The following is a 23,091-nucleotide window of genomic DNA, read 5'->3' on the forward strand; positions in this document are numbered from 1 at the left end:
AAGTCACTTTAGCTATAATTCAGAATTGAGAGCTTTTAATAACTCTCTAACTCCCACTTAGGTCTTGGTGCAAAATTGAGAGAATCTATATAGCTTTTCTGTAACATTTCAATTCCTGCCCATCCAACCATTATTGCATTATCTGTACATAGGTTGTTGGGAGGAAAAAATATGTTTAAGTTTATGTGTTGTTTTAATTTTTCTCTCAAGAAATTATTTGCTGCAACTCCGCCGGTAATCACAAAGTCATTGATTTTGATATTTAAAGATTCGGCCATAATAATCGCATTACTAACCCTGTCCAGCAGTATGTCACTAATACACTCTTGAAACGAAGCACATACATCACACACATCTTGCTCGCTCATTTTCAGTTCTTGCACTAAGTTTTTTACTGCTGTTTTAATTCCAGAAAACGAAAAGTTACATCCAGAACGTTTTATCATTGCCCTTGGCAGTTTGAATCTTGTGCCATTGCCTTTTTTAGCCAACTTTTCAATTAATGGGCCTCCTGGGTAGCTTAAACCCAGCATCTTAGCAACTTTATCGAACGCTTCACCCAGCGAGTCATCAAGCGTTTCTCCAAGTTTAACGTATTTGCCTACATCCTGTGCAATTAAAAATTGACAGTGACCACCTGATATTAATAGGACTAAAAATGGAAATTTTACCTCATGCAGTAACCTAATAACCAATGCATGCGCTTCTAAGTGATTCACTGCAATGAACGGTTTTTGTGCTACATGCGCAATTGCTTTAGCCATCATTGTACCAACTATTAATCCACCTATGAGTCCTGGTCCTGATGTTGCTGCAATTGCATTGAGGTCACAAAAGTTAAGGTTAGATTTTTCCACGGCGCTTTTTATTAGACCACTTAAATGCTTCATATGAGCACGTGAAGCTATTTCAGGGATCACCCCACCACGTTTTTTGTGTTCTGCTTGGGAGAGAATTTCGTGAGCAAGGACTTGCTTGTCACTATTTACAATCGCTACTGCAGTTTCGTCGCAGCTTGTTTCAACAGCTAAAATGGTTTTCATGTATATTTAGTTACTGTATTACCAAAACTATACTTTGAAACGCTGTAGAAGTTAACTGCAAAGTTAACTTCTATAGCTAAAAGATTTACCAACAACCGTCATTCCGCTACGTGTTAGCTGATGAGATACCGCGCACAACTGTACGAACATTTATTCTTAAAGGTAAACTGCACAGCAAATGGTGTCATTCCAGTGCTTGACACTGGAATCCAGCCTTGCCGTAATCTCATCAAGAACGTTATGTTTTAACATAAGATCAGCCACTTTTATGCTTACCAACTTAGTGCCCAATCCAAATTCCTGGATTCCAGTGTCAAGCACTGGAATGACACCATCTACTACTCAAATTACCTGCAAATTGCAATGTTCGTACACCAAAAGAATGAATCGCGGTATGACGGTTCGCGGCGGTATGACGTAGGAAAACCTGCACTATAAGCTAATCATCATCTCCAAATATAGAGCTAATTTTTTTGCCCCCAGGAGAAAATTTGTTAGTCCAACTGCTTTGCACTTTGGTTACATCTTTAAAGACAGTTTTATTGCTGTATTCCTTGATTTCTTTATCTACTCTCTCCATTATTTGTGGATCCAGGTAGCTCTTTTTCCATTGGTCAGTAGCAAGAAAAACTTTGTTTAAATCTTGAGTGCGGATTAAGTATTCTTTATCTTTAGGGTAAACCTCCTGCGCCCAAGCAAATAGCTCAAAATAGCGTGCAAATAATTCAGATGCGCGTGATTTTGCAGTTTGATAAGCCTGTATCTCCTTAAATATGACTTGGCCGATAATTTTCTGCACAAGAATATTTGACTGCTTTAAGTTCTGCTCAATATCTTGATAAACTTTATGGAGAAATTCCTGTTCTAAACTTAAGTTCAGTTCATTTTCAACCATATGTGAAAGTTCATGCACTATAATATATGGGTTTGACCTTCTTAGCACAATAACATATCTATTTACACCAGAAGACCTGATTGTCTTACACACTCCCTCTTCCATATCCACTAATCCCTCTTGGTATATTTCAAATGAGAGCCTGTTTTGCTTTATTAGTGATAAAGTGAGGTTTAATGTGTTCCTGAACTTCTCAAATTGATAGAGATATTCGACATACCGTATTGCATTTTCACTGCTTCCTACTTGAGTTGCTTGTTTTATTAAATTCCTGATTAGCATACCTTATTATTAAAGGAATTCTTTTTATACTCAAGAATTGATTGGCTACAAAGTGTTTTTAGGAAGCCTGATTGCATAGCTAAAGTAATTCATGTTTACTGATAACCGTCATACCGCGATTCATTCCATAGCTGTACGAACATTGTGATTTGAGAGCAATTTCCATAAGGGAGGATGTCATTCCAGTGCTTGGCACTGGAATCCAGCCTTTCCATAATCATCAAAACATTGTATTTTAACGTAAAACAGCTATTTTTATGCTCACCAACTTAATAAAATTCCTGGATCCAAGTAGTCAGGGCACTGGGATGACATTACAGGGGCACTGAAATGACACCATTTTCGGTCTCTTAAATTGCTTTAGCCATAAATATTTAAGAAATTTACTAAATAAAAAAAAGGCAAAAGAAGCCCCATGGTGGTTGGCTATTTACTATGTACTAAAATATCGGCGTTTTTTTTATTCTAAAACGCTTGATTAAGAGCGATTTAGCTGCTTTTAACTTGCAACTAACCTACACCGCAAGTGTTTAAGAAATTTACTAAGCAGGAAAAAAGGCAAAGAAACCCCGTAGTAGCTAGCATTCAAATTCTCCCTTGTCAATTTGACGTTTTTTGCTGTCTTAAACGCTTTGTAAGCGCGTTTCGGCTTATATAGGTAAAAACCCAGAAATTTTTAAAGACATGCGATGCACGTAGTGCGAAAAATTAAACATGAGACGCCAAATACCCTAAGTTTTTTGTCATTAACCTGCACAGATTGCGAAGATAAATAAATAGCTTCACTGTTATGATAAGGGGGCTGGCGAAACTTGTAAAGGAATTTTTTACATCTAATTTATAGCTCCCTGCATGATATCACGTATTATCTATACCAAGGTGTTCTGCTTGTAGATATTATACCAACAATCCACTATTTTTTTTATGTCTTGTGGTTTAGTTTCTGGACCTATACTGATTCTAATTGAACACTCTGCTTGCTCTTTTGTTGCCCCCATTGCAAGCAAAACATGGGAAGGCTCAACTTTTCCAGAAGAACATGCGGAGCCATTACTAACTGCAATATAATTCAAGTCAAAATGCATGAGCTGCACATCACTCTTTACTCCTGGCATATAAATAAAACTTGTGTTTGGCAGCCTCTTAGAGTTTTTACCGAAGATTCTTATGTCACTGACAAGATTTAATAATTCACACTCTAATTGATCGCGTAGCTCCTTTACTTCATCCATTTTTGATAGAAGATCTGGAATATTTTGCAGTGCAGCAGAAAGGCCTGCAATCGCAACAATATTTTCCGTACCACCACGAAATCCCTTCTCTTGTCCACCACCTATTATAATAGGTTCTATCGCAAGTTCTTTATTGAATATTAAAACTCCACTGCCTGCTACACCGCCAAATTTATGGGCGGATAAAGTGAGTAAATCCACTCCTAAATCTTCCATATTAACTTTAATTTTCCCAACACTTTGAGCAGTGTCAGTGTGGCAAATTGCTCCAAATTTGTGGGCTATTTCAGCTATTTCCTCAATAGGTTGAATAACTCCGGTTTCGTTATTTGCCATCATAACTGAAACTATTGCTTTGTTTCCTTTAAGTTCGCTTAGAATTTTTTCTAGCTCTAAAAAGTCAACAATGCCCTCCTGATTAACAGGTATTATATATGGATTACATGCAGAATTAAGAATTGAAGGATGCTCTATAGCTGAAATTATATGCAGGTAGCCTGCTATTCCTCTCATAACAAGGTTATTCGCTTCAGTTGCACCAGACGTAAAAACTATTTCTTTATCACTTGAGACGCCAATAGCACCACGTACGTTATCTCTTGCATCCTGAAGAATCTTCCTCGCTTCTTGTCCTCTTTTATGTAGTGATGATGGATTGAGCGTTTGTTTTAACAAGACCTCAAATATACTTTTTTTTACATTTTCACTAATTGGAGCAGTTGCATTGTAATCAGCATATACGCAACCACTATTTTCTAAAGAGAATGGACTCATCTGTCACTTAAATAAGTTTACCATCAACTATAGCCATAACTATGTACGTTAGCTTTAACACGATAAAAAATTTATTGCAAAAACAGCGAAATTAATACATAATTAATAACTCACGTCATTAATACCTGTCAAGCGGGTTCTTATTAGGGGTTACCATGGTTGAAGTTTTTTTGAATAATGCAACAAGAAAGATAGAAGGTGAATACCACCAAAGCAAAGATGCCAACGCGCCGGTTGTGCTGGTTTTACATCATCATCCTCAATATGGTGGTAATATGGATAGTAAAATTGTACATAGTACATATACGTCTTTTATCGATAACAATTTTTCTGCATTGAAGATTAACTTTCGTGGTGTGGGAAAATCTACCGGAACTTTTGATAAGGGTATAGGAGAATTAACTGACGCTGCGGTAGCCATTGATTGGCTTCAGGAACATAATCCTAGCAATGTTCCAATTTGGATCGCTGGTTTTTCTTTTGGAGCATGGGTGGCTATGCAGCTAACAATGCGCCGCCCTGAGATAGTGGGTTTTATTGCTCTTTCTCTTCCGGTAACTAAGTACGATTTTTCTTTTCTTTCTCCCTGTCCAGTTTCTGGGCTTATAATACAAAGCAGTAATGATACAATCTCAGAAGAAAGCGATGTAACAGAATTAGCAAAAAGGTTGATAAATTCAGTAAGAAGTGATCACATGAAATACCATATAATAGATGATACTAATCACTTTCTAAAGGATAAAGAAGAGGAAGTGACTCAAATCGTGGACAATTATATAAAACTGCGCTTGAATAGTGCAACTATTTCTTTTCAAAAGGTCAAAAAAGAGGTAAGGGTAAAAGAATATGCCTAATCTTTACAAACAAGAGAAATGAGTGTAGTAATATAAATGAAAAGGTTTTGTTATGTTTAAAAAGCTATTATTTTTTGTTTTAGCTGTGTTTATGTTATCGGGGTGTTCCCTAAGTAAACAGCGTAAGTTAAAAAGTCCGTGTATAAAAAGCAATGAAAGCATTTCATGCGAGTTGTACTCTGTTAATGATCATTGGTTAGATAAGTATAAGGCATAGAAATTGTGCTATTTTTCCTATTCACAACTTCACTAATGATCGATCTCTCAATTGGAAAATGCAGTCTGCCTTTTCTGCAAGGAGATGATTGTGCGTTACTATAAGCATAGAGCTGTTATTTTCCTTTACGTACGAATGTAGCAGTAAAAACACCTTAAAAGAATTTGTTGGATCTAAATTTCCTGTTGGCTCATCTGCAAGTAAAAGCTTTGGAGAATTTACAATGCTTCTTGCAATTGCAACTCTCTGCCTTTCCCCACCCGAAACTTCAGATACCATGCTACTTGCTTTGTTTTCCAGACCAAATTTTTCCAACATTGCTTGCGAATTTTTTTTTGCTTCAGCTTTGCTTTTTCCTGCAATGAGTTGAGGAAGCATAATATTTTCCAACACCGATAACTCTTGTAACAAATAGTGAAATTGATAAACAAAACTAAGAAAATTTCTTCTTACATGAGTTTTATGCTTATTACTGGCTTGTGTGCAATTTATTCCATCTATCGTAACTATACCTGAAGTTGGCTTGTCCAACAAGCCTGCGATTTGCAATATAGTTGTTTTCCCTGCACCTGAATCGCCAATCAGCGCTACTACTTGCCCTCTTGTGACACTTAAGTTGATATCCTTTACAACAGCAGAATTGTTCTTGAAGCTTTTATCTACGGAAGTTAGTTCTAGTGCTACATTACCACCCATGTTTAAAAGATCCAGAAGGCATCTAAGTTTTAGTAATAATTAAACCGAAAAACTGTTACCACAACCACATTGAGACTTAGCAAAGGCATTCTTTATTTGAAAACCAGAACCACTGAGATCCTCAGTATAATCTATAACTGAGTTATTTAAAAATTTTGCTGAACAATTATCAACCATTAATACAGGGTTTCCATTTTCATCATTAATTACTATATCTTTACCTTTTTCGCTAAAACTGGAATGGCTTCTATAGTCCTCACTTTCTTCATAGTCATCATCTTCGTCTTCGTCATCAAACTCATCATCGTAATCATCGTCTTCATCATCCAAAGATAGATTTTTATTCATTTGATCCATAAGAAAATTGTATTTGAAGCCAGAACATCCACCACCTGAAACTGCAACCCGTAAAATGGAACTCTTATCCCCTTCCTGCTCTGCAAGAGAGTGGATTTTTTTTAGTGCATTATCAGTTAAGTTGATGTTGTAATTTGTTGACATAGTAACCACCGTTTATTATTGATAACTTATTATAGTAGAAATTTTACATGTCAAACAATAATTTTCTATTAAATTATGCATGTTTTCCAAGCAAAACAAAAGGGAGATACTTCAAAGAGCCAGAAGATGAGAATCGCAGCTGCTTTCAGCGTGATAGGGACCGTATCATTCACTCTAATGCGTTTAGAAAGTTGGAGTACAAAACACAAGTTTTTATCAATTATGAGCACGACTACTATCGCACTCGGCTTACTCATAGCCTTGAAGTTGCACAAATTGCAAGGTCCATTGCGCGTAGACTTGGCTTAAATGAGGATATCACTGAATGCATAGCGCTCGCACATGATCTTGGTCATCCTCCATTTGGTCATGCAGGTGAAGATGCTCTAAAGAAATCAGTTCAAGATTTGAATCTTGATAATGAGAAGTATGAGTTTGATCATAATGTTCAAGCTATAAGGATTTTAACTTATCTTGAACAAAAACATGCTGATTTTGATGGTATGAATCTAAGTTGGGAGGTGATTGAAGGAGTTGCAAAACATAACGGTCCCTTGCTTGGTCAAAACGCGGAGTCTTCTACAAGTAATCAGCTGTTATTAGAATACAACAAAAAATATGATCTAAAACTTGAAGAATTTTCAAGCATTGAAGCGCAAGTTGCTTCAATTGCCGATGATATTGCTTACAGTGTTCACGATCTTGATGATGCACTCAGGGCGAATTTAGTAACCATCGAAGATTTGCTGAATGTTCCTTTAATTGAAAAAATGTTTAAAGACATAAGGAGCAGATATTCAGAATTGCCTCAGAGCAAACTCATACATGAATCACTGAGTGGAACTATAGGAACTATGATAAGTGATGTTGTTTCTCAGACTGAAAGAAATATTGAAGATCACAAAATAAAAAGCGTAGAAGACGTAAGAAGTCTAAATAAAATGCTAGTCACATTTTCACCAGAAGTTGCGAATGCTACAAAAGAAATGAAAAGATTCAACATGGAGAAAATATACAGAAGCTATAAACTGAGTAGAACGATGAACAAAGCAAAACGCATAATACAGGAACTCTTTCAATGTTTTTATGAAAACCCAGGATTACTTCCCACAGAGTGGAGCAAACTCGCTTGTGAATCTCAGCGTTCAGTAATAATATGTGACTATATCTCAGGTATGACAGATAGATTTGCTATACACGAGCACAGAAGAATTTTTGATACCTCATACGAAATGACTTCTTTCTAATGACTGATGATCATTTCATGTCAATTGCATTAAGGCTTGCAGAAAAAAATCTTGGAAATGTTGCACCAAATCCTGCTGTCGGGTGTGTTATTGTAAAGGATGGTACAATTGTTAGTGAGGGATACACAGGGATTGGTGGGCGTCCGCATGCGGAGGTAGTCGCTTTGCAAAACGCTAAAGATTCAACTCATGGCGCAACTATATATATCACTCTTGAGCCATGTTGTCATCACGGAGTCACGGGGCCTTGCACTGCAAAAATCATAAAAGCTAGCATAAAAAGAGTAGTAATTGCAACTATTGACCCAGATAGTAGAGTTTCAGGCAGAGGCATGAAAGCTCTGAAAGAAGCAGGAATTGAAGTTGAGCAAGGTATTATGCAAAAAGAGGCAAAAGAACTGAATGTCGGTTTTTTCACCACTAAAGAATTACATAGACCATTTATAGCTTGCAAAGTCGCAACAACTCTTGACGGAAAAATCGCAACATTTACAGGCGATAGCAAATGGATAACAAGTGAAAATACGAGAAATTGGGTGCATGAGCTTAGAGCAAAATATGATGCAATTATGATTGGCAGCAATACTCTTATTAATGATGATCCACTCTTAACTTGCAGATTACCAGGACTTGGAAGTAGATCGCCAATAAGGCTAATTATAGATAGCCAAGGGAGATTAAAGGAAGAGCATAACATTGCAAAGACTGCAGACAAAGTAATAACTTGGGTCATCACAAATAAAGAAGTAGAGAAAAAAATAAAAAACATTAACTACTTAGTAGTTAATTCAAGCAACGCAGGTAAGGTTTGCCTAAAGGACATGGCATTAAAACTTGTTTCAGAAATTGGTATAACAAGATTATTAGTTGAAGGTGGAGGAGTGTTAATCACAGAACTATTAAAGTGTAATTTAATCGACAGGTTGATAATATGCCGCAGTGGTAAAATTTTAGGCAATGATGCCACTCCTTTTGTAGGAGATTTAGGGATTCAATTCATTAATAACTGTTATCAGTTTAAAAAAACAAAGATAATAGAGTTTAGTGAGGATATAGTTGAGGTTTGGGATAGGTCGTCATAATCCTTACATACTCAAACAGTAAAAAAAAGGTATCCGTTCAGCGGAGCGGTAAAATAAAAAGTAGACAAGGAGTGCTAAAAACATAATATCACAAGTAGTATGTGTGGTAAATATGTCTGATCTACTAGCTAGTCTTCTCAAGCTCTGTGAAAGCTTTAAAATAGAGATAGAGCAACTAAAAGCAGAGATAAAGAGGTTAGAGATAGAAAACGAAAATTTTAGATCTGAGAATAAGGCGCTAAGAATCGAAAATGCTGAATTGAAAGAAAGACTAGGTCTGAATTCACAAAATTCATCGATACCGAGCTCAAAAGAGTTATACAAGCTAAAGAAGAAAAAGAAAAAAAGTGACAGGAAAATAGGGGCACAGATTGGGCATGAAGGAAAGTATCGCCCTAAAATGGAAGCAGATGAAGTGGTGAAAATAGAGTTCTTGCGAGTGCGGAGGAGAAATTGCGATATCGAAAGAGCCATACATTCATCAAAAAGTTGATTTGCCAGCTTATGTTGTGGAATACCAATGGCCGCTGTTGCAAGTGTGGAAAAAGAAAAAGTAGCAGGCTACCAGAAGGTGTTACTGCGGATACATTTGGTCCAAAAGTTAAGTCAACAATTGCGGCGCTGAGCGGATTTTACAAGAACTCGAAAAGAGAAGTAGCAAATATTATAAAAAATATTTTCAACCTGGACATCAGTGTTGGTAGCGTGTCAAATAGCGAGGCTAGAGTTGCAGAAAAATGCCAAGAAGCATATGAGCAAATCGAGCAAGAAGTAAGTAAAAGTGAAGTTCTGCATATCGATGAAACGAGCCATTATAACAAAGGTAAACTTGGTTGGTGCTGGATGTTTGCCAGTAATACAGCAAGTTTTATAAAATTGACAGAGTCAAGAGGAATGAAGGTTTTACAAAATAGTAAGTTCTGCAATCGCAATAGCTTACGACAGGTACGCAGCATACAACTACTTTGCCGATAAGAACAGGCAAATCTGTTGGGCACATTTATCAAGAGATTTTGAAAGATTAGCACATAGTTGAAGTTAAAGTTCTGGGCTGTTACTTAAGAAACGTAGCCACTGAATTATTTGCACTAAAAAAGGCCTTGCTAAAAAATGAGATAGATGTTTTTAGATTTACCAGACGTGCCAGAAAATTGCGAAAACGTACAAGGTATTACTTGAAGCCGTTTACCTGAAGCAATTGGAGCTTCTCGAGTTGCAAAAAATATTTTGAAATCTGAAAGAATGATGTGGAAATTTTTAGATGACCCAGAAAATATTCCGCTGACAAATAACCATGCTGAACGGCAAATACGGCATTATGTCGTTTATCGCAAAAATTCATATTTTACCCAATCGAAGCGGGGAACTTGAACGGATAATTTCATTATACTTGACATGGAAACAAATGGGCTTTCCAAAACCTCTTATCTATCATCTCTCACACCGCTTAGCTGAACGGATACAACCCAAGAAAGGTTTTTCTACGTCATACCGCCGCGGTATCTCAGCATAGATTCCGCTAACGAGTAGCGGAATGACGAATTTGTTGTTTTTCAAATTGTAGGTAAACCTAAGCCACTTTAGCTATATAGGGTCACAACAATAGATTTTTAAGATCGGTTACGGCCTTCTTAATATCTTCAGCCTTGAATATCGCCGATCCCGCAACTAAAATATCTGCACCTGCTTTTATTATATCAGCTGCGTTAGAAAAGTTAATTCCACCATCTACTGAAATTTGTGTTTTAAGATTACGCTCCTGTATCATTTTTTTTATAGTAGATATCTTGTTCAACTGTGAATGAATAAATTCCTGCCCTCCAAAGCCAGGGTTGACTGTCATAATCAGCACAATATCTAGCTCATGTATTATGTATTCAAGCACACTTGGAGAAGTTGAAGGAACAATTGAAACTCCAACTTGAATCGGTTTTTTTTCGTCGTTTACATTTTTGTATGACTTTATCTTTCTTATCAACCTCTCAAGATGTATCTCTGCTTCTGCATGTACAGTGATAATATCAGCACCAGCATTTATAAAGCTTTCAATGTGGTTACCAGGAGATTTGACCATTAAATGCACATCAAAAGGAAGATTGCTATATTTACGTATTGCAGAAACAACGCTAGGACCAATTGTAATATTTGGAACGAAATTCCCATCCATAACGTCTATGTGTATGTAATCCACACCTAAATCGCTAATTTTTCTTACTTCTTCCCCTAATTTTGCAAAATCTGCTGAAAGTATAGAAGGTGCAATTTTAATACTCATGAGCTGCCTTTTTTGCTAAAAAATAACTTATTTTTAAAACTCTGTCACCCTAAGCACCATCTGAGTAGCTAGAGGAACTGGATACTGATATCGGTATGCCTATTTAACTAGATCTTAAATTAGATAAAAAAAGGTAGTCTTGATAAAACTTATTTACAGCAAGTTTTTTTACATTTGGACTTTCTGTTTGTTCTTTTTTGTACCCTAATTTATAGCTTATTGAATCCTTGTATAAACTGATCGTTTTGTATGCTTTGTTCATCTCTCTAGGAAAGATGCCGTTAGCAATTACGACGCATAACCCTGTAGCTGTTGCAAAAGCTAGAGTGGTAAATGCTAGATTTTGTAAAAAATTCCTTCCACCAACTTTTTTTTCCTGTATATTAGCAGAGTGCGATTTTTTTGACACTTCTTCTAGGTATTCATGCCATATGTGATTGCAGTTCGTACACTTTACCTTTCTTCCAGATGCACCAATTTGCTCGGGAGATACTAAGTAAGTTTTAGTACAACTATTACATTGTATTTTCATAGCACTTACATATAAAGTAGTAACAAGCCCAAATGATACGAGCTACAAATTTAATATCAATATATATATAACAAATGGAAGGTTTGCAACTAAAAAAAGCACAGAGTGAGATAGAAGATATTTGGAAAAATAGAGAAAAATTTAATGACTGTAATCTAAAGAAAACAGCAAGAATAGCAATTAAAGAGGTAATTGAGCTCCTTGATAGTGGCAAAATTAGAGTAGCAGAAAAGCTATCAAGTGGAGAATGGGTAGTACATAAGTGGATAAAGCAGGCAATATTATTACATTTTCTCACCGAAGAAAATAAAATAATAGATAATACTAATTGCTGGTTTGACAAGATCGGTAACAAATTTAGTGAATGGAATGAGGAGAAATTTCGCCAGTTAAAAATTAGAGCAGTTCCTGGGTGTTTTGTCCGCCGATCTGCTTATATAGGTACAAATGTTGTTCTAATGCCAAGTTTTATCAACGTTGGTGCATATGTTGATTCAGGAACAATGATAGATACCTGGTCAACGATTGGTAGCTGTGCGCAAATAGGAAAAAACTGTCATATTTCCGGTGGAGTGGGAATAGGTGGAGTTCTTGAGCCTATTCAAGCTTCACCTGTCATTATAGAAGATAATTGCTTTATTGGAGCACGTAGCGAAGTGGCCGAGGGTGTGGTAGTGAGAGAAGGATCAGTCCTTGGCATAGGCGTGTTTATTGGGGCATCAACAAAGATTATTGATAGAGAAACTAGCAAGGTATTTTACGGCGAAGTGCCACCTTATTCTGTAGTGGTACCAGGGTCTATTCCATCTAAAAATAATATTTCAACCTATTGTGCAGTCATAGTAAAAAAAGTGGATGAAAAGACGAGATCGAAAATCTCTATAAATGAAATATTGAGGGATTAAACTATCTTACTCCTTGTCGTCACTTTTTTTATTATTATTACTAACCACAGTAATGGCATACGCGCATAACTCTGAGAAAGAGACTCCATTTTCTTGAGATAGTTTATATAATTTTTGTAGACTTTCTTTTACTTTATTAGGAATATTCCCTCCACGTTCTTTTACAAGCCAGGAATCTTGATGATGAATTGGATGAGCATCACTTTTTGGATTTCCTATGTATATTGCAAAAGGTGAACTTTGTCCTTTGAAGTCACATTGTACAGTAAATTTTTTTATAGATTCAGCCATCTAAAGACCTCTACTTTTCTTTTTGGTCGATTTTATAGCAGGTGGAAGAGGTGGTTTCTTTATAAAATCTTGTCTATTGACAACACTTTCTCTACCTTCCAAAGCTCGGCGAACATCAGCTCTGCTTAATTGCGACTCTTTTGCTACCTTCATTCCATGCTTTGCCATAATATTAGCATATGCTAGTACTTTTTTTACCAATTCTAGATCACCATTTAGCATTTGAACTAGCACTTGAAACACTTCCGCTAAAGTTAGCCCATCAGCATTTATAACCTTGTTTTCTATAAAATTGACAGCTTCTTCAAATTTGTATTCAATACTATCATCTTGAGCTATAAGGGCAACATAATCGGTGTTTTTGTCGTCCATAACTGAAGCACTATTACTCACAAACTTAAGTGTATACTATATATATAAATACTCTACTATTTTATATTATGGCACGCTATAGTTAAACATTTATTAATAACATGCTCACTTATATACACGAATTAATTGACAAAAGTCAAGGATCAATATCCATCAGTGATTTCATGAATGCCGTTTTGTACCATGAAAAATACGGCTATTATACAAGTAAATTACCGCTTGGTAAGGATGGTGATTTTACTACCGCACCTGAGATCAGCCAATTATTTGGTGAAGTAATTGCAGTTTGGATAATGCATACATGGGAAAAATTAGGAAAGCCATCAAAATTTTCTCTAGTTGAACTTGGGCCAGGCAAAGGAACACTCATTCACGATATAATAAGAGTCACTAAAAAATACAGCAGCTTTTTTAATTCAATGTTGATCCACTTAGTTGAAATAAGCCCTACTTTACGGAAGATACAAAAGGAAAAATTAAAAAGCTTAGATGTTAATTGGCACAAAAATATTGACAACCTACCAGAACAACCAACCATTTTTTTAGCAAATGAGTTCTTTGACGCTCTTCCGATAGATCAGTTTGTATATCATGATGAGGGGTGGTATGAAAATATGGTGACAAAACAAGATGATGGCAGTCTCTTGGTGTCATGCCAGTGCGTGACACTGGAATCCAGAAAAAAAGAATCATGGATTCCAGTGTCAGCTACTCAGATGACAAATGGAAAATTTTTTAATGGTGCAGTGGTGGAAATATGTTCAGTTGGGGTTGAAATATTAAAAAAACTTGAGAAGAAGATATATAATAATAAAGGAGCTGCTTTGATTGTAGATTACGGTTATGTATACCCCGCATATAAGAGCACTTTGCAATCGATAAAACAACATAAGTATGCTAATTTTCTTGAGAATGTTGGTAATAGTGATATTACCGCACTTGTGAACTTTCAAGCGTTAAGAGATTCATTAAAGCATGTAGATTGTGAGATTTTAACTCAAAGGGAATTTTTATATCTTTTTGGCATAAAAGAAAGAACCCAGGCTTTAATGAAAAGCGCAAGTGATGAACAAAAGAATAGGATCTTTAGTGAATTCCTAAGGTTGACTGAAAATATGGGCACTCTTTTTAAAGCAATGCTATTGATATAGCTAACCCAAGAAAGGTTTCCCTACATCATACCGCCGCGATATCTCAGCATAGATTCCGCTAACGAGTAGCGGAATGACGAGCTTATTGTCATGCCGCCGCGAACCGTCATACCGCCACGAACTGTCATACCACCACGAACCGTCATACCGCGATTCATTCGCGGTATCTCTAGATCCCGCTAACAAGCAGCGGGATGACGGTTGTCTCCTAGCTGTCATCCCAGTACTGGTAGACTCAAATCACAATGCTCGTATAGCTGCAACCCTGGAGGTACTGTTTCTCACCCACTGGAGATATTGCACGGTACTATCCACTTGGTCGTCGTGGCGCGTTTCTGGGAACATTAAAATCTCATACTCAAAATCGTTCAGCCATACTGCTTGATGTGGCAGAAAAACCTTGCCAGACTCTATAATCGGAACAATTTGATGAAATCGAGTGAGCTTACCATCATGTGGCACTATTTCAATAATCGGTAAATCACTGTTTGTCTTTAGCTCTTGCACCAATTGTTGACCACTTGTTTTTGCTTCGATTAAAATTGCGTGTGGCGTCCATCTTGCAGCTAGTGACAAAACCTGTTCTTTAAGCTTTGGATACTCAAGCTTTGCGCGATATACGTCGAGTAAATAGAATTTATTATCTATTTTTGCCCAGGTGGTGCAGACACTAAAGTTGCTCATGTTACTTGTTGAAACCGCAGTATCCCAACTTTGTGTTATATGCGAGAGATTATCAGGAAATTTTTTATAGCGTTTCAACCACTCTGGTTTAATTATACCACTTGAAAGCGGCAGAGGGTTTTGTTGATATTGAGCAGCAAAAGCGTAACTCCCAAGTTCAGCTTTTATTATCTCAACTTCTTCTTTTCCTCCATCGAGGGAATATAACAACTGACCTTCTTCTCTTGAATATAATATCCTTACAGGTGACGCTGGTTTATTATATAATCGCCTGGTCGCACAATGCTGAGCTACTCGGATGATAGGAACGGGAGGTATTGGCTTTTTAATTGAATAAATAACCTGCTTATTTTCAGAAATCATTGGCAAACAAATATGATGCCATATGTTTTTTGGCTTGGAGAGAAGGTGTCCAGTTAAGTCCTCCTGGTGTAGCCTGTGCATTACAAGAACGATGACTCCTTTTTTTCTATCGTTCAGCCTGGTTACTAAAGTCTGATCAAACCAGTTTGTGGCACGCTTTCTAAGCGTTTCACTCAAAGCTTGAGCAGAACTGAGCGGATCGTCCACAATGATAAAATCACCACCTTCACCAGTTAGTGTTCCACCAACTGATGTTGCGATTCTGTATCCTCTCTGCACTGTTTGAAATTTATATTTGGTATTCTGGTCTTTGGATAGTTCTATCTCTGGAAATAGCGCTCTATACCAACTAGACTGCATCACGCACCTGGTGTCGAGCGAGTGCTTTTCGCTGAGCCGCTGAGAATAACTTGCAACTATTATTCTCGCAGTTGGTTGGTTTCCCAGTATCCATGCGGGCCACGCAACGCTTATGCACATGGACTTCATCGAGCGCGGAGGCATATTGAATATTATTCGTTTCACTTCACCAGCGCTCGCTGCTTCCAGCCTGTCTGCTATGACTTTTATATACTGATAATCGTTATACTCACACCCCGGCACTACCGTTTGAAAGCACAGTTCAATGAATTTTAGAAAGTTCATGATATAATGTTGAAACCAGCGCGTAACGCTGGGATGACAGAAAAAGGAGCACTGGAATGACACCCTACTTAACCGTCATACCGCGATTCATTCGCGGTATCTCTTAGCCGCTAACACGTAGCGGGATGACGGTTGTTGTTTAGCTATAAATATTAAGGAATTTACCAAATGAAAAAAAAGGCAAAAGAAGCCCCGTGGTTATTATCCGCTTTAAAATATTGGCGTTTTTTATGTTTTAAATGCTTGACAAGCGAGATTCAGCCGCTTTTAATTGCAACTAACCTACGCTGCAAATGTTTAAGAAATTTACTAAGCAGAAAAAAAGACAAAGAATCCCCGAGTTAGCTAGTCTTTTACTATCTCTGTCGAGTATTGGCATTTTTTGATGTCTTGTAACGCTTTATAAGCGCGTTCAGCTTATTTAGATAAAAATCTAGATGTAGATGAAGTTTTGTAAAGACATACAGTATCTATATACTGCAAAAAATTGAACATAAGACGCCGATACATTAAGTAATCCTTACCTTTTAATCTGCAGATTGGCGAAAGCAAATACAATAGCTTCACTATCATGATAAGGGCGCTGGTGGAGTTTGTCAAGTAAGTTTTTTCGTTTCTATTTCCAATAAAAGTTCGTTATATGGTTATGCAAGAAGTTTAATACTCATAGTTTCAAGCATATACTGAAATATCTCATTAGCAATTGCAACATCTTGGCGTGGGGCTTTGCCGTGTTCTATAAACACAGAGATTGCATAGCGCGGGTTATGGTAAGGGCCATAAGCGATAAATAACTTATGACTTTCACCCTTAGAGTTTATCTCTGGTGTACCGGTTTTACCGGCAATTTGTATACCGCTTAGCCCTTTCTTATAGGTTCCAGTTTTAGAATTCACCACATCAAACATAGCTTTTCGAACTATGCTAAGATGCTCACAATCCACATCAATATCGGGAAAATCTTTTATCGTTTCATTCATCTTAATGCGGGGAATTACCTCTTTTCCTGTTGCAATCCTCGCTGCAAGAACTGCAAGCTGTAGTGGTGTTGTAAGCATATACCCTTGTCCTATAACTAAGTTGATAGTGTCACCTAAATACCACTGCGAATATAGCTTTCGTGTACGCCAATCTCTATCTGGCAACAACCCTGGAGCTTCTTCTTTAAACGTTCCAATCAGTGGCCCACTTCCAATACCAAATTTTCTGGCCATTTCTACTAGAGAGTCTACACTTATTTTTTTCCCTATATTATAAAAGTAAGTGTTGCATGATAATGCCATTGCTTCATTTAAAGATACATATCCATGGACTTTGCTTTTCAGGCAACGAAATTTCCGCTCACCTATTTTCATATAGCCCTTGCACGAGAATTTCTCTTCTGGTGTTATTATCCCGTCTTTTAAACCCGCAAGCGCAACTATTACTTTAAATATTGAACCAGGTGGAATTTGATATGATAACGCACGATTCACGAGCGGCAATGAAGGAGCATTCAAGCTCTCCCAAGTCTCATTTGATAGCCTGCTAGCAAAAAGATTATTATCGTAAGAAGGTGAATTATATAATGCTAAAATTTCTCCATTATTTACATCAATTACCACTGCGGAGCCTTGGTGATCTTTAAATACCTCTGCGGTTTTCTCTTGCAGATTAATATCAATTGTCAGTTGTACATCTTGTCCGTCTTGTTGTGGTATGCTTGATAATTCTTTTATGACGCGTTTTTTAGAATTTATTTCCTGCTCAGATTTTCCTGACTTGCCTTTCAATATATGATCATATGTATATTCAATACCGCTGATTCCTACTTCGCTTATGCCTTGCTGTCTTTTTGTATATCCGATTACATGAGAACACATTGAACCAAATGGGTAATAACGTTTATAAAGAGCAGTTATTTTTTCTGACGATTTTGCTATTTTAGACTCGACTTCTGATAATGTCTGCAAATCAACTTCCTTACCAGAACCATCAAACAAAACAACATACGAAATTTTGTTTACCGCAAGTTCAATGCTATTCCTATCTAAAATTTTGCCCCGCTTAGGCATAATAGTAGCAACTCTTATTCTATTACTATTAGATAGTGCTTCGTACTTTTGTCTGTTTCGTATTTGTAAATTATATAACCTGCAACTAAAAACCGCAGAAATGGTAAGCTGAATACCACCTAATATGAATGCTCTGCGGTTAAAGACTTTGTTTTTTGTCCACATAACATTCCTTCAAAACACACTTTTTTCCCCTCTTTTATTGTTACACTTCTGGCTTTTACCGTATTACAAACCCTTTTTTCCCACTCACTTAAGGTCACAAACTTATAACCTGATTTTTTTAGTATTTTAATAATATGAGGTAAAGCTTCAATTGTGTTTGACCTGTTATTGTGATCATGAAACAGTATAACTGCTCCATTATGTACATTACTTAAAACTCTTTCAACTAAAGTTTCTGGCTTATCACCTTGCCAATCTAGCGAATCAACTGTCCATAATATTGAATACATATTTAATTGATCAGTATTTTCAATCAGATTATCGTCATAACATCCATATGGCGGACGAAACCATTTTACATCTTGTTTTATTGCATTTTTAATTGCTGTATTTGTCTTTTCCAATTCTTGCAATTGTTCCTCACTTGAAAGTGATGTCAACTTCCTATGCGACCAAGAGTGATTGCCTAACTCATGACCTGATTCATGAATTTTCTTTACTATTTCAGACGTTTTTTCATTTATACGTTCACCAAGCACAAAAAATGTTGCTTTTGCTTCATAGCTTTCCAGAACATTAATAATATCGTTTACTCTATTGTTAGACGGTCCATCATCAAACGTAAGCGCAACAAACTTATCGTCGTTATTCAATAATTTTTTTATATTACTTAAATTTCTATATGATAGATCTAGATTACAACTGAGCCCACAGTATGGTAAATTAAAATTACAATCACTACAAAAAGCCGTACTTGAATATAGTAAGAAAAAAGTGATTATCCTTATAAACATTTGTAATCAGCAAAGTGATAGAATACTACACTTTTTTGCTAAGTTAAGCCATCTTTAATTGCTGTAGCCTTTACTTCATCGCTTCTTTAATATATTGTATTAACAATTTTATATAATATATTATGATTGCAAATATAAATACCGTTGCGCTTCAGGGAATTAGCACAGTAAATGTCAATGCACAAATTCATATGGCAAATGGTATTCCAGCTTTTAATATTGTTGGCTTGCCGGATAAAACTGTTGCAGAATCCAGAGAGCGCATCAGAGCAGCGTTAAATTCAATCAATCTACTACTACCTCCAAAAAGAATTACAGTTAATCTCTCCCCTGCGGATTTGCTGAAAGAAGGCAGTCATTATGACTTGGCTATTGCTATTGGACTACTTGTTGTAATGAATGTGATACCAGTTGAAAAAGTTCAGTCTTATATAATCATGGGTGAACTGGCTCTTGATAGCAGAGTTATTCCAGTTTCAGGTGTGCTGCCAACAGCAATTAATGCAAAAAAGGACAATAAAGGAGTAATTTGCCCGAGAGGAAATGGTGTAGAAGCTGTATGGGTGAAGAATGTTTCAATTCTGGCTATAGAGAAATTAACTGATATTATCAGACACTTTAAGGGTGAGCAATTAATTCAGCCAGTAATTTTTAATTATAGTGATGCACCCAAAGAAAAAAGATTGGTTCCCGATATGAAGGATATCAAAGGCCAAGTTGTTGCAAAAAGAGCAGCTGAAATTGCAGCAGCAGGTGGGCATAATATGCTTCTTGTTGGCCCTCCTGGTACTGGAAAGTCAATGCTTGCTAAACGCTTTATAGGGTTGCTGCCTGATTTGACCGAACAGGAGATGATTGATGTTAATATTATTTCCAGCATAACAAAAACTGGTAACGAAATATTCAAAGTAACTCGTCCCTTTCGTGAACCTCATCACTCATGCTCTATGCCAGCAATGATAGGGGGAGGAAAGAATGCAAAACCTGGAGAAATTACCATGGCTCACAATGGCGTGTTGTTTCTTGATGAGTTACCTGAATTTCCAAGACTCGTGCTTGATTCTCTGCGCCAACCACTTGAAGATAGAAAAGTTACCGTTGCAAGGGCAAATGCTCACATAACCTACCCTGCCAATTTTCAACTGATAGCTGCAATGAACCCTTGCAGGTGCGGTTATTTAGGTGATGCAAGCAGATCGTGCAACAAAGCTCCAAAGTGTGGCACAGATTACAAAAACAAAATATCAGGCCCATTGCTTGATAGAATAGACATATGCATTGAAATGCCAAACGTTAGCATACTCTCTCCTGAAATCTCTGTGGAGGGAGAAAGTACTAAAATCATAAGAGGAAGGGTGATAGCAGCGAGAAAAATTCAAACTGAGCGTTATAGTAAATTGAATGTTCGTTGTAACGCAGAAGTAAGCGGTGAAGCATTTAATAAATTTACTGAACCAGATCAGGCAGGGTTAGAATTGCTAAAATACGTACTGAAAGAAAATTACATTTCCAATCGAGGCTACACACGCGTATTAAAAGTTGCAAGAACTATTGCAGATCTTGCAAAAAGTGAAGAAGTAAAAAGAGCACACATTGCTGAAGCGCTCAATTACAGAATAAAGGTATATTAAAAAATTAGTTTACTTGACAGGCAATTTTTTTTACTATATGCTTCCTTAATGAAATTTTAACATTCTATTTAAGGAGTAGAGTTATGGCATTAACAAATTATGAGTATAGAAAAGGGGATGGCATTTTTCATGCTATTTCAGAAGGATATATACGAGCTGAAAAATACTGGGGAATTCCTGGTGCTGCTGGTGGGGCTGGTCAGTACGCTATGCATAATAAAGGGAGAACAGCATTATTTCCGCTTGCAGTTGCAAGTGTTGTCTTTACAGCAATGCATATGAAAGCAGGCTTTGTTAGTGCAGCAGAAGCTTCTGGGTTTCTTGCTAAGACTGCCAGTTACTTTGTTGGAACAAATCAAGCAATAGCTGCTTCATTACCTGGATTTATCGGAACAGGTGTTGCTGGTCAGATAGTTGCGGGTGCCATAATGGCAATTGCTGCAGCTGCTGTTCTTTATGGAACATATCAAATTGCCTCAAAATTAAAAGATGTTGCGGTTGAAGCATTGAAAGGGGAAGAGAAAGATAAGGAAGCTAATAATCTTTAACAAAATAAAAAGGGATAGGTTTCTGTCCCTTTTTATAAACGTTTTCTATTTTTTGCATCGGTTAAGTGATGTCATCTAAGAATCTAGTTATTATAATTAACGGCACTTATTAGTATAAATGTTAAGAATAAGTAAATCCCGTTTACTGTTTACGCCTATAGAAGTGAAAAGTATTTGCATATTATTAAAAAAGCGGTAACTTATTATCAAGTGAATTCGCTAAATTTGAGTAATTTAAATGTCTATTGATCTTAGTCTGCCGGAGTTACCTATATTGCACCCAAGGATTACCGTTGTGGGAGTGGGTGGTGCTGGTGGAAATGCTGTGAATAACATGATCCAATCTAATTTGCAAGGAGTGAATTTTGTTGTCGCAAATACCGATGCTCAAGCACTAGAAAAGTCGTTATGTGATAAAAAAATTCAGCTTGGCATTAATTTAACTAAGGGGCTTGGTGCTGGTGCTTTGCCTGATGTTGGCAAAGGTGCAGCAGAAGAGTCAATTGATGAGATTATGGAGCATATAAAAGATAGTCATATGCTTTTCATCACAGCAGGAATGGGCGGTGGTACTGGAACCGGTGCAGCACCGGTAATTGCAAAAGCAGCCAGAGAAGCAAGAGCCGCAGTTAAGGATAGAGCGCCAAAAGAAAAAAAGATATTGACTGTTGGAGTTGTAACTAAACCGTTCGGTTTTGAAGGTGTGCGCCGTATGCGCATTGCAGAGCTTGGACTTGAAGAACTGCAAAAATACGTGGATACACTTATTGTCATTCCAAATCAGAATTTATTTAGAATTGCAAATGAAAAAACTACATTTTCTGATGCATTTAAACTTGCTGATAATGTTCTGCACATTGGCATCAGAGGAGTAACTGACTTGATGGTCATGCCAGGGCTTATCAATCTTGACTTCGCTGATATAGAAACAGTAATGAGCGAGATGGGCAAAGCGATGATCGGCACCGGAGAGGCAGAAGGAGAAGATAGAGCAATTAGTGCTGCAGAGGCTGCAATATCTAATCCATTGCTTGATAATGTATCAATGAAAGGTGCGCAAGGAATATTAATTAACATTACTGGTGGCGGAGATATGACTCTGTTTGAAGTTGATGCTGCAGCCAATAGAGTGCGTGAAGAAGTAGATGAAAATGCAAATATAATATTTGGTGCTACTTTTGATCAAGCGATGGAGGGAAGAGTTAGAGTTTCTGTTCTTGCAACTGGCATTGATGGTCGCAATAATAAATCAGAAACTTCACCTATAAGTCAGAGCGAAGACTCAGAGAAAGAGAAATTTAAGTGGCCATATAGTCAAAGTGAAAGTACACAAGACAAAACACTGGAAACAAAACCAGCTGAACAGGTAAGCGAAGGAGCTAAGTGGGGCAGCAATATCTATGATATACCAGCTTACTTAAGAAGAAAAAAATAATGCAATTTTGGCTACTTAAGTCAGAGCCAAGTGAATACTCATGGCAAAAAATGGAAAAGGAGCAGGTAGTTGAGTGGGATGGTGTGCGCAATTATCAAGCTCAAAATTACATGAAAATTATGAAAGCAAGCGATCTTGCGTTTTTTTATCATACAGGTAAAGAGAAAGCAATACTTGGAATCGTTGAAGTATTTAAAGAGTATTATCATGTTAATGATCCCAAGTTCGGATTAGTGAATGTAAAGTTTTTGAAACCTTTAAATAACCAAGTAACGTTAAATAATATAAAACAAAACCCACTTTTGAAAAATATGACTATATTAAAACAACCACGTTTATCAATTGCCCCAGTTTCGGAAATTGAATGGAATGAAATAATAAGGATGAGTGATGTGTAATACCTGTCATTTCAGTTCCTAAATG

22 protein-coding genes and 1 pseudogene are annotated in these 23,091 nt (G+C 36.8%); 11 read left to right on the plus strand and 12 right to left on the minus strand.

Annotated features, from left to right (window positions below; all coding sequences use genetic code 11):
- Positions 1–35: 35 nt before the first annotated feature.
- The gene (tsaD, locus tag AAGD50_RS05240; protein WP_264724029.1) at positions 36–1,043 is read right to left on the minus strand and encodes a tRNA (adenosine(37)-N6)-threonylcarbamoyltransferase complex transferase subunit TsaD; all 1,008 of its coding nucleotides are present in this window, start codon (positions 1,041–1,043) and stop codon (positions 36–38) included.
- Positions 1,044–1,311: 268 nt separating this feature from the next.
- Between tsaD and AAGD50_RS05245 the strand changes: the two genes are divergently transcribed.
- Entirely contained in the window at positions 1,312–1,464 is a 153-nt protein-coding gene (locus AAGD50_RS05245; RefSeq protein ID WP_153296810.1) for a hypothetical protein, read from the plus strand.
- Between the two features lie 18 nt (positions 1,465–1,482).
- Here AAGD50_RS05245 and AAGD50_RS05250 read toward each other — a convergent pair whose 3' ends face one another.
- Together AAGD50_RS05250 and AAGD50_RS05255 are read right to left on the minus strand one after the other, a co-directional pair.
- A complete protein-coding gene (locus AAGD50_RS05250) occupies positions 1,483–2,220 on the minus strand; it encodes a hypothetical protein (RefSeq protein ID WP_265024435.1) in 738 nt (245 codons plus the stop codon).
- Positions 2,221–3,089: 869 nt separating this feature from the next.
- Positions 3,090–4,226 (minus strand): cysteine desulfurase family protein, encoded by a 1,137-nt coding sequence (locus AAGD50_RS05255; protein ID WP_264724027.1) that lies wholly within the window; start codon positions 4,224–4,226, stop codon positions 3,090–3,092.
- A 155-nt stretch (positions 4,227–4,381) separates the two neighbouring features.
- Here AAGD50_RS05255 and AAGD50_RS05260 point away from each other — a divergent pair, with 155 nt between their 5' ends.
- Positions 4,382–5,080, plus strand: a complete 699-nt coding sequence (locus AAGD50_RS05260; protein ID WP_151808056.1) for an alpha/beta hydrolase — start codon at positions 4,382–4,384, stop codon at positions 5,078–5,080.
- 238 nt (positions 5,081–5,318) lie between these two features.
- Here the strand turns inward: AAGD50_RS05260 and AAGD50_RS05270 are convergent, their stop codons facing one another.
- Both AAGD50_RS05270 and AAGD50_RS05275 read right to left on the minus strand, forming a co-directional pair.
- Complete coding sequence (locus tag AAGD50_RS05270; protein WP_007549198.1) at positions 5,319–5,993, minus strand: ABC transporter ATP-binding protein; 675 nt, start codon at positions 5,991–5,993, stop codon at positions 5,319–5,321.
- 39 nt (positions 5,994–6,032) lie between these two features.
- The gene (locus AAGD50_RS05275; protein ID WP_010081891.1) at positions 6,033–6,494 is read right to left on the minus strand and encodes a HesB/IscA family protein; all 462 of its coding nucleotides are present in this window, start codon (positions 6,492–6,494) and stop codon (positions 6,033–6,035) included.
- A gap of 47 nt (positions 6,495–6,541) precedes the next feature.
- Between AAGD50_RS05275 and AAGD50_RS05280 the strand changes: the two genes are divergently transcribed.
- From AAGD50_RS05280 to tnpC, 3 genes and pseudogenes are all read left to right on the plus strand, one after another.
- Positions 6,542–7,741, plus strand: a complete 1,200-nt coding sequence (locus tag AAGD50_RS05280) for a deoxyguanosinetriphosphate triphosphohydrolase (protein ID WP_065106726.1) — start codon at positions 6,542–6,544, stop codon at positions 7,739–7,741.
- Positions 7,741–8,823 (plus strand): bifunctional diaminohydroxyphosphoribosylaminopyrimidine deaminase/5-amino-6-(5-phosphoribosylamino)uracil reductase RibD, encoded by a 1,083-nt coding sequence (gene ribD, locus AAGD50_RS05285; protein ID WP_015589162.1) that lies wholly within the window; start codon positions 7,741–7,743, stop codon positions 8,821–8,823. The genes AAGD50_RS05280 and ribD overlap by 1 nt, the downstream gene beginning before the upstream one ends.
- Before the next feature lie 112 nt (positions 8,824–8,935).
- A pseudogene (tnpC, locus tag AAGD50_RS05290) lies at positions 8,936–10,274 on the plus strand (IS66 family transposase).
- A gap of 143 nt (positions 10,275–10,417) precedes the next feature.
- Here tnpC and rpe read toward each other — a convergent pair.
- Both rpe and AAGD50_RS05300 read right to left on the minus strand, forming a co-directional pair.
- A complete protein-coding gene (gene rpe / locus AAGD50_RS05295; protein WP_264724025.1) occupies positions 10,418–11,098 on the minus strand; it encodes a ribulose-phosphate 3-epimerase in 681 nt (226 codons plus the stop codon).
- 103 nt (positions 11,099–11,201) lie between these two features.
- Entirely contained in the window at positions 11,202–11,630 is a 429-nt protein-coding gene (locus AAGD50_RS05300) for a zinc-ribbon domain-containing protein (RefSeq protein WP_265041116.1), read from the minus strand.
- 74 nt (positions 11,631–11,704) lie between these two features.
- On the opposite strand from AAGD50_RS05300, the gene dapD reads away from it, so the two are divergent.
- Positions 11,705–12,535, plus strand: a complete 831-nt coding sequence (dapD, locus tag AAGD50_RS05305; RefSeq protein WP_155968290.1) for a 2,3,4,5-tetrahydropyridine-2,6-dicarboxylate N-succinyltransferase — start codon at positions 11,705–11,707, stop codon at positions 12,533–12,535.
- A 6-nt stretch (positions 12,536–12,541) separates the two neighbouring features.
- On the opposite strand, the gene AAGD50_RS05310 is transcribed toward dapD, so the two are convergent.
- Entirely contained in the window at positions 12,542–12,826 is a 285-nt protein-coding gene (locus tag AAGD50_RS05310) for a DUF2610 domain-containing protein (protein ID WP_341810023.1), read from the minus strand.
- On the minus strand, positions 12,827–13,198 hold the full coding sequence (locus tag AAGD50_RS05315; protein WP_406719861.1) for a hypothetical protein: 372 nt from the start codon (positions 13,196–13,198) through the stop codon (positions 12,827–12,829). It abuts the gene before it with no gap.
- 101 nt (positions 13,199–13,299) lie between these two features.
- Between AAGD50_RS05315 and AAGD50_RS05320 the strand changes: the two genes are divergently transcribed.
- Complete coding sequence (locus AAGD50_RS05320; protein ID WP_007549412.1) at positions 13,300–14,349, plus strand: class I SAM-dependent methyltransferase; 1,050 nt, start codon at positions 13,300–13,302, stop codon at positions 14,347–14,349.
- A 240-nt stretch (positions 14,350–14,589) separates the two neighbouring features.
- Here AAGD50_RS05320 and terL read toward each other — a convergent pair whose 3' ends face one another.
- The 3 genes from terL to AAGD50_RS05335 form a co-directional block, all read right to left on the minus strand.
- Positions 14,590–16,041 (minus strand): phage terminase large subunit, encoded by a 1,452-nt coding sequence (gene terL, locus AAGD50_RS05325; RefSeq protein ID WP_264724022.1) that lies wholly within the window; start codon positions 16,039–16,041, stop codon positions 14,590–14,592.
- Between the two features lie 644 nt (positions 16,042–16,685).
- A complete protein-coding gene (locus tag AAGD50_RS05330; RefSeq protein WP_264724021.1) occupies positions 16,686–18,260 on the minus strand; it encodes a penicillin-binding transpeptidase domain-containing protein in 1,575 nt (524 codons plus the stop codon).
- On the minus strand, positions 18,215–19,054 hold the full coding sequence (locus tag AAGD50_RS05335) for a polysaccharide deacetylase family protein (RefSeq protein ID WP_010962787.1): 840 nt from the start codon (positions 19,052–19,054) through the stop codon (positions 18,215–18,217). The genes AAGD50_RS05330 and AAGD50_RS05335 overlap by 46 nt, the downstream gene beginning before the upstream one ends.
- 122 nt (positions 19,055–19,176) lie before the next feature.
- Here AAGD50_RS05335 and AAGD50_RS05340 point away from each other — a divergent pair, with 122 nt between their 5' ends.
- The 4 genes from AAGD50_RS05340 (at position 19,177) to AAGD50_RS05355 (ending at position 23,066) form a co-directional block, all read left to right on the plus strand.
- A complete protein-coding gene (locus tag AAGD50_RS05340) occupies positions 19,177–20,685 on the plus strand; it encodes a YifB family Mg chelatase-like AAA ATPase (RefSeq protein ID WP_264724020.1) in 1,509 nt (502 codons plus the stop codon).
- Between the two features lie 83 nt (positions 20,686–20,768).
- A complete protein-coding gene (locus tag AAGD50_RS05345) occupies positions 20,769–21,233 on the plus strand; it encodes a hypothetical protein (RefSeq protein WP_015589170.1) in 465 nt (154 codons plus the stop codon).
- 238 nt (positions 21,234–21,471) lie between these two features.
- A complete protein-coding gene (gene ftsZ, locus AAGD50_RS05350) occupies positions 21,472–22,668 on the plus strand; it encodes a cell division protein FtsZ (RefSeq protein ID WP_010962790.1) in 1,197 nt (398 codons plus the stop codon).
- Positions 22,668–23,066, plus strand: a complete 399-nt coding sequence (locus AAGD50_RS05355; RefSeq protein WP_007549395.1) for an EVE domain-containing protein — start codon at positions 22,668–22,670, stop codon at positions 23,064–23,066. Before ftsZ ends, AAGD50_RS05355 begins: the two co-directional genes overlap by 1 nt.
- Positions 23,067–23,091: the final 25 nt, after the last annotated feature.

The organism is Wolbachia endosymbiont (group A) of Apotomis capreana (genome assembly GCF_964027025.1).
GTDB classification, from domain to species: Bacteria; Pseudomonadota; Alphaproteobacteria; order Rickettsiales; family Anaplasmataceae; genus Wolbachia; species Wolbachia pipientis.

What these genes read in the sequence shown, in the direction of transcription:
- tsaD (WP_264724029.1), bottom strand. Translation starts at nt 1,043, where the DNA reads ATGAAAACCATTTTAGCTGTTGAAACAAGCTGCGACGAAACTGCAGTA.
- AAGD50_RS05245 (WP_153296810.1), top strand. Translation starts at nt 1,312, where the DNA reads ATGCTTACCAACTTAGTGCCCAATCCAAATTCCTGGATTCCAGTGTCA.
- AAGD50_RS05250 (WP_265024435.1), bottom strand. Translation starts at nt 2,220, where the DNA reads ATGCTAATCAGGAATTTAATAAAACAAGCAACTCAAGTAGGAAGCAGT.
- AAGD50_RS05255 (WP_264724027.1), bottom strand. Translation starts at nt 4,226, where the DNA reads ATGAGTCCATTCTCTTTAGAAAATAGTGGTTGCGTATATGCTGATTAC.
- AAGD50_RS05260 (WP_151808056.1), top strand. Translation starts at nt 4,382, where the DNA reads ATGGTTGAAGTTTTTTTGAATAATGCAACAAGAAAGATAGAAGGTGAA.
- AAGD50_RS05270 (WP_007549198.1), bottom strand. Translation starts at nt 5,993, where the DNA reads ATGGGTGGTAATGTAGCACTAGAACTAACTTCCGTAGATAAAAGCTTC.
- AAGD50_RS05275 (WP_010081891.1), bottom strand. Translation starts at nt 6,494, where the DNA reads ATGTCAACAAATTACAACATCAACTTAACTGATAATGCACTAAAAAAA.
- AAGD50_RS05280 (WP_065106726.1), top strand. Translation starts at nt 6,542, where the DNA reads ATGTCAAACAATAATTTTCTATTAAATTATGCATGTTTTCCAAGCAAA.
- ribD (WP_015589162.1), top strand. Translation starts at nt 7,741, where the DNA reads ATGACTGATGATCATTTCATGTCAATTGCATTAAGGCTTGCAGAAAAA.
- rpe (WP_264724025.1), bottom strand. Translation starts at nt 11,098, where the DNA reads ATGAGTATTAAAATTGCACCTTCTATACTTTCAGCAGATTTTGCAAAA.
- AAGD50_RS05300 (WP_265041116.1), bottom strand. Translation starts at nt 11,630, where the DNA reads ATGAAAATACAATGTAATAGTTGTACTAAAACTTACTTAGTATCTCCC.
- dapD (WP_155968290.1), top strand. Translation starts at nt 11,705, where the DNA reads ATGGAAGGTTTGCAACTAAAAAAAGCACAGAGTGAGATAGAAGATATT.
- AAGD50_RS05310 (WP_341810023.1), bottom strand. Translation starts at nt 12,826, where the DNA reads ATGGCTGAATCTATAAAAAAATTTACTGTACAATGTGACTTCAAAGGA.
- AAGD50_RS05315 (WP_406719861.1), bottom strand. Translation starts at nt 13,198, where the DNA reads ATGGACGACAAAAACACCGATTATGTTGCCCTTATAGCTCAAGATGAT.
- AAGD50_RS05320 (WP_007549412.1), top strand. Translation starts at nt 13,300, where the DNA reads ATGCTCACTTATATACACGAATTAATTGACAAAAGTCAAGGATCAATA.
- terL (WP_264724022.1), bottom strand. Translation starts at nt 16,041, where the DNA reads ATGAACTTTCTAAAATTCATTGAACTGTGCTTTCAAACGGTAGTGCCG.
- AAGD50_RS05330 (WP_264724021.1), bottom strand. Translation starts at nt 18,260, where the DNA reads ATGTGGACAAAAAACAAAGTCTTTAACCGCAGAGCATTCATATTAGGT.
- AAGD50_RS05335 (WP_010962787.1), bottom strand. Translation starts at nt 19,054, where the DNA reads ATGTTTATAAGGATAATCACTTTTTTCTTACTATATTCAAGTACGGCT.
- AAGD50_RS05340 (WP_264724020.1), top strand. Translation starts at nt 19,177, where the DNA reads ATGATTGCAAATATAAATACCGTTGCGCTTCAGGGAATTAGCACAGTA.
- AAGD50_RS05345 (WP_015589170.1), top strand. Translation starts at nt 20,769, where the DNA reads ATGGCATTAACAAATTATGAGTATAGAAAAGGGGATGGCATTTTTCAT.
- ftsZ (WP_010962790.1), top strand. Translation starts at nt 21,472, where the DNA reads ATGTCTATTGATCTTAGTCTGCCGGAGTTACCTATATTGCACCCAAGG.
- AAGD50_RS05355 (WP_007549395.1), top strand. Translation starts at nt 22,668, where the DNA reads ATGCAATTTTGGCTACTTAAGTCAGAGCCAAGTGAATACTCATGGCAA.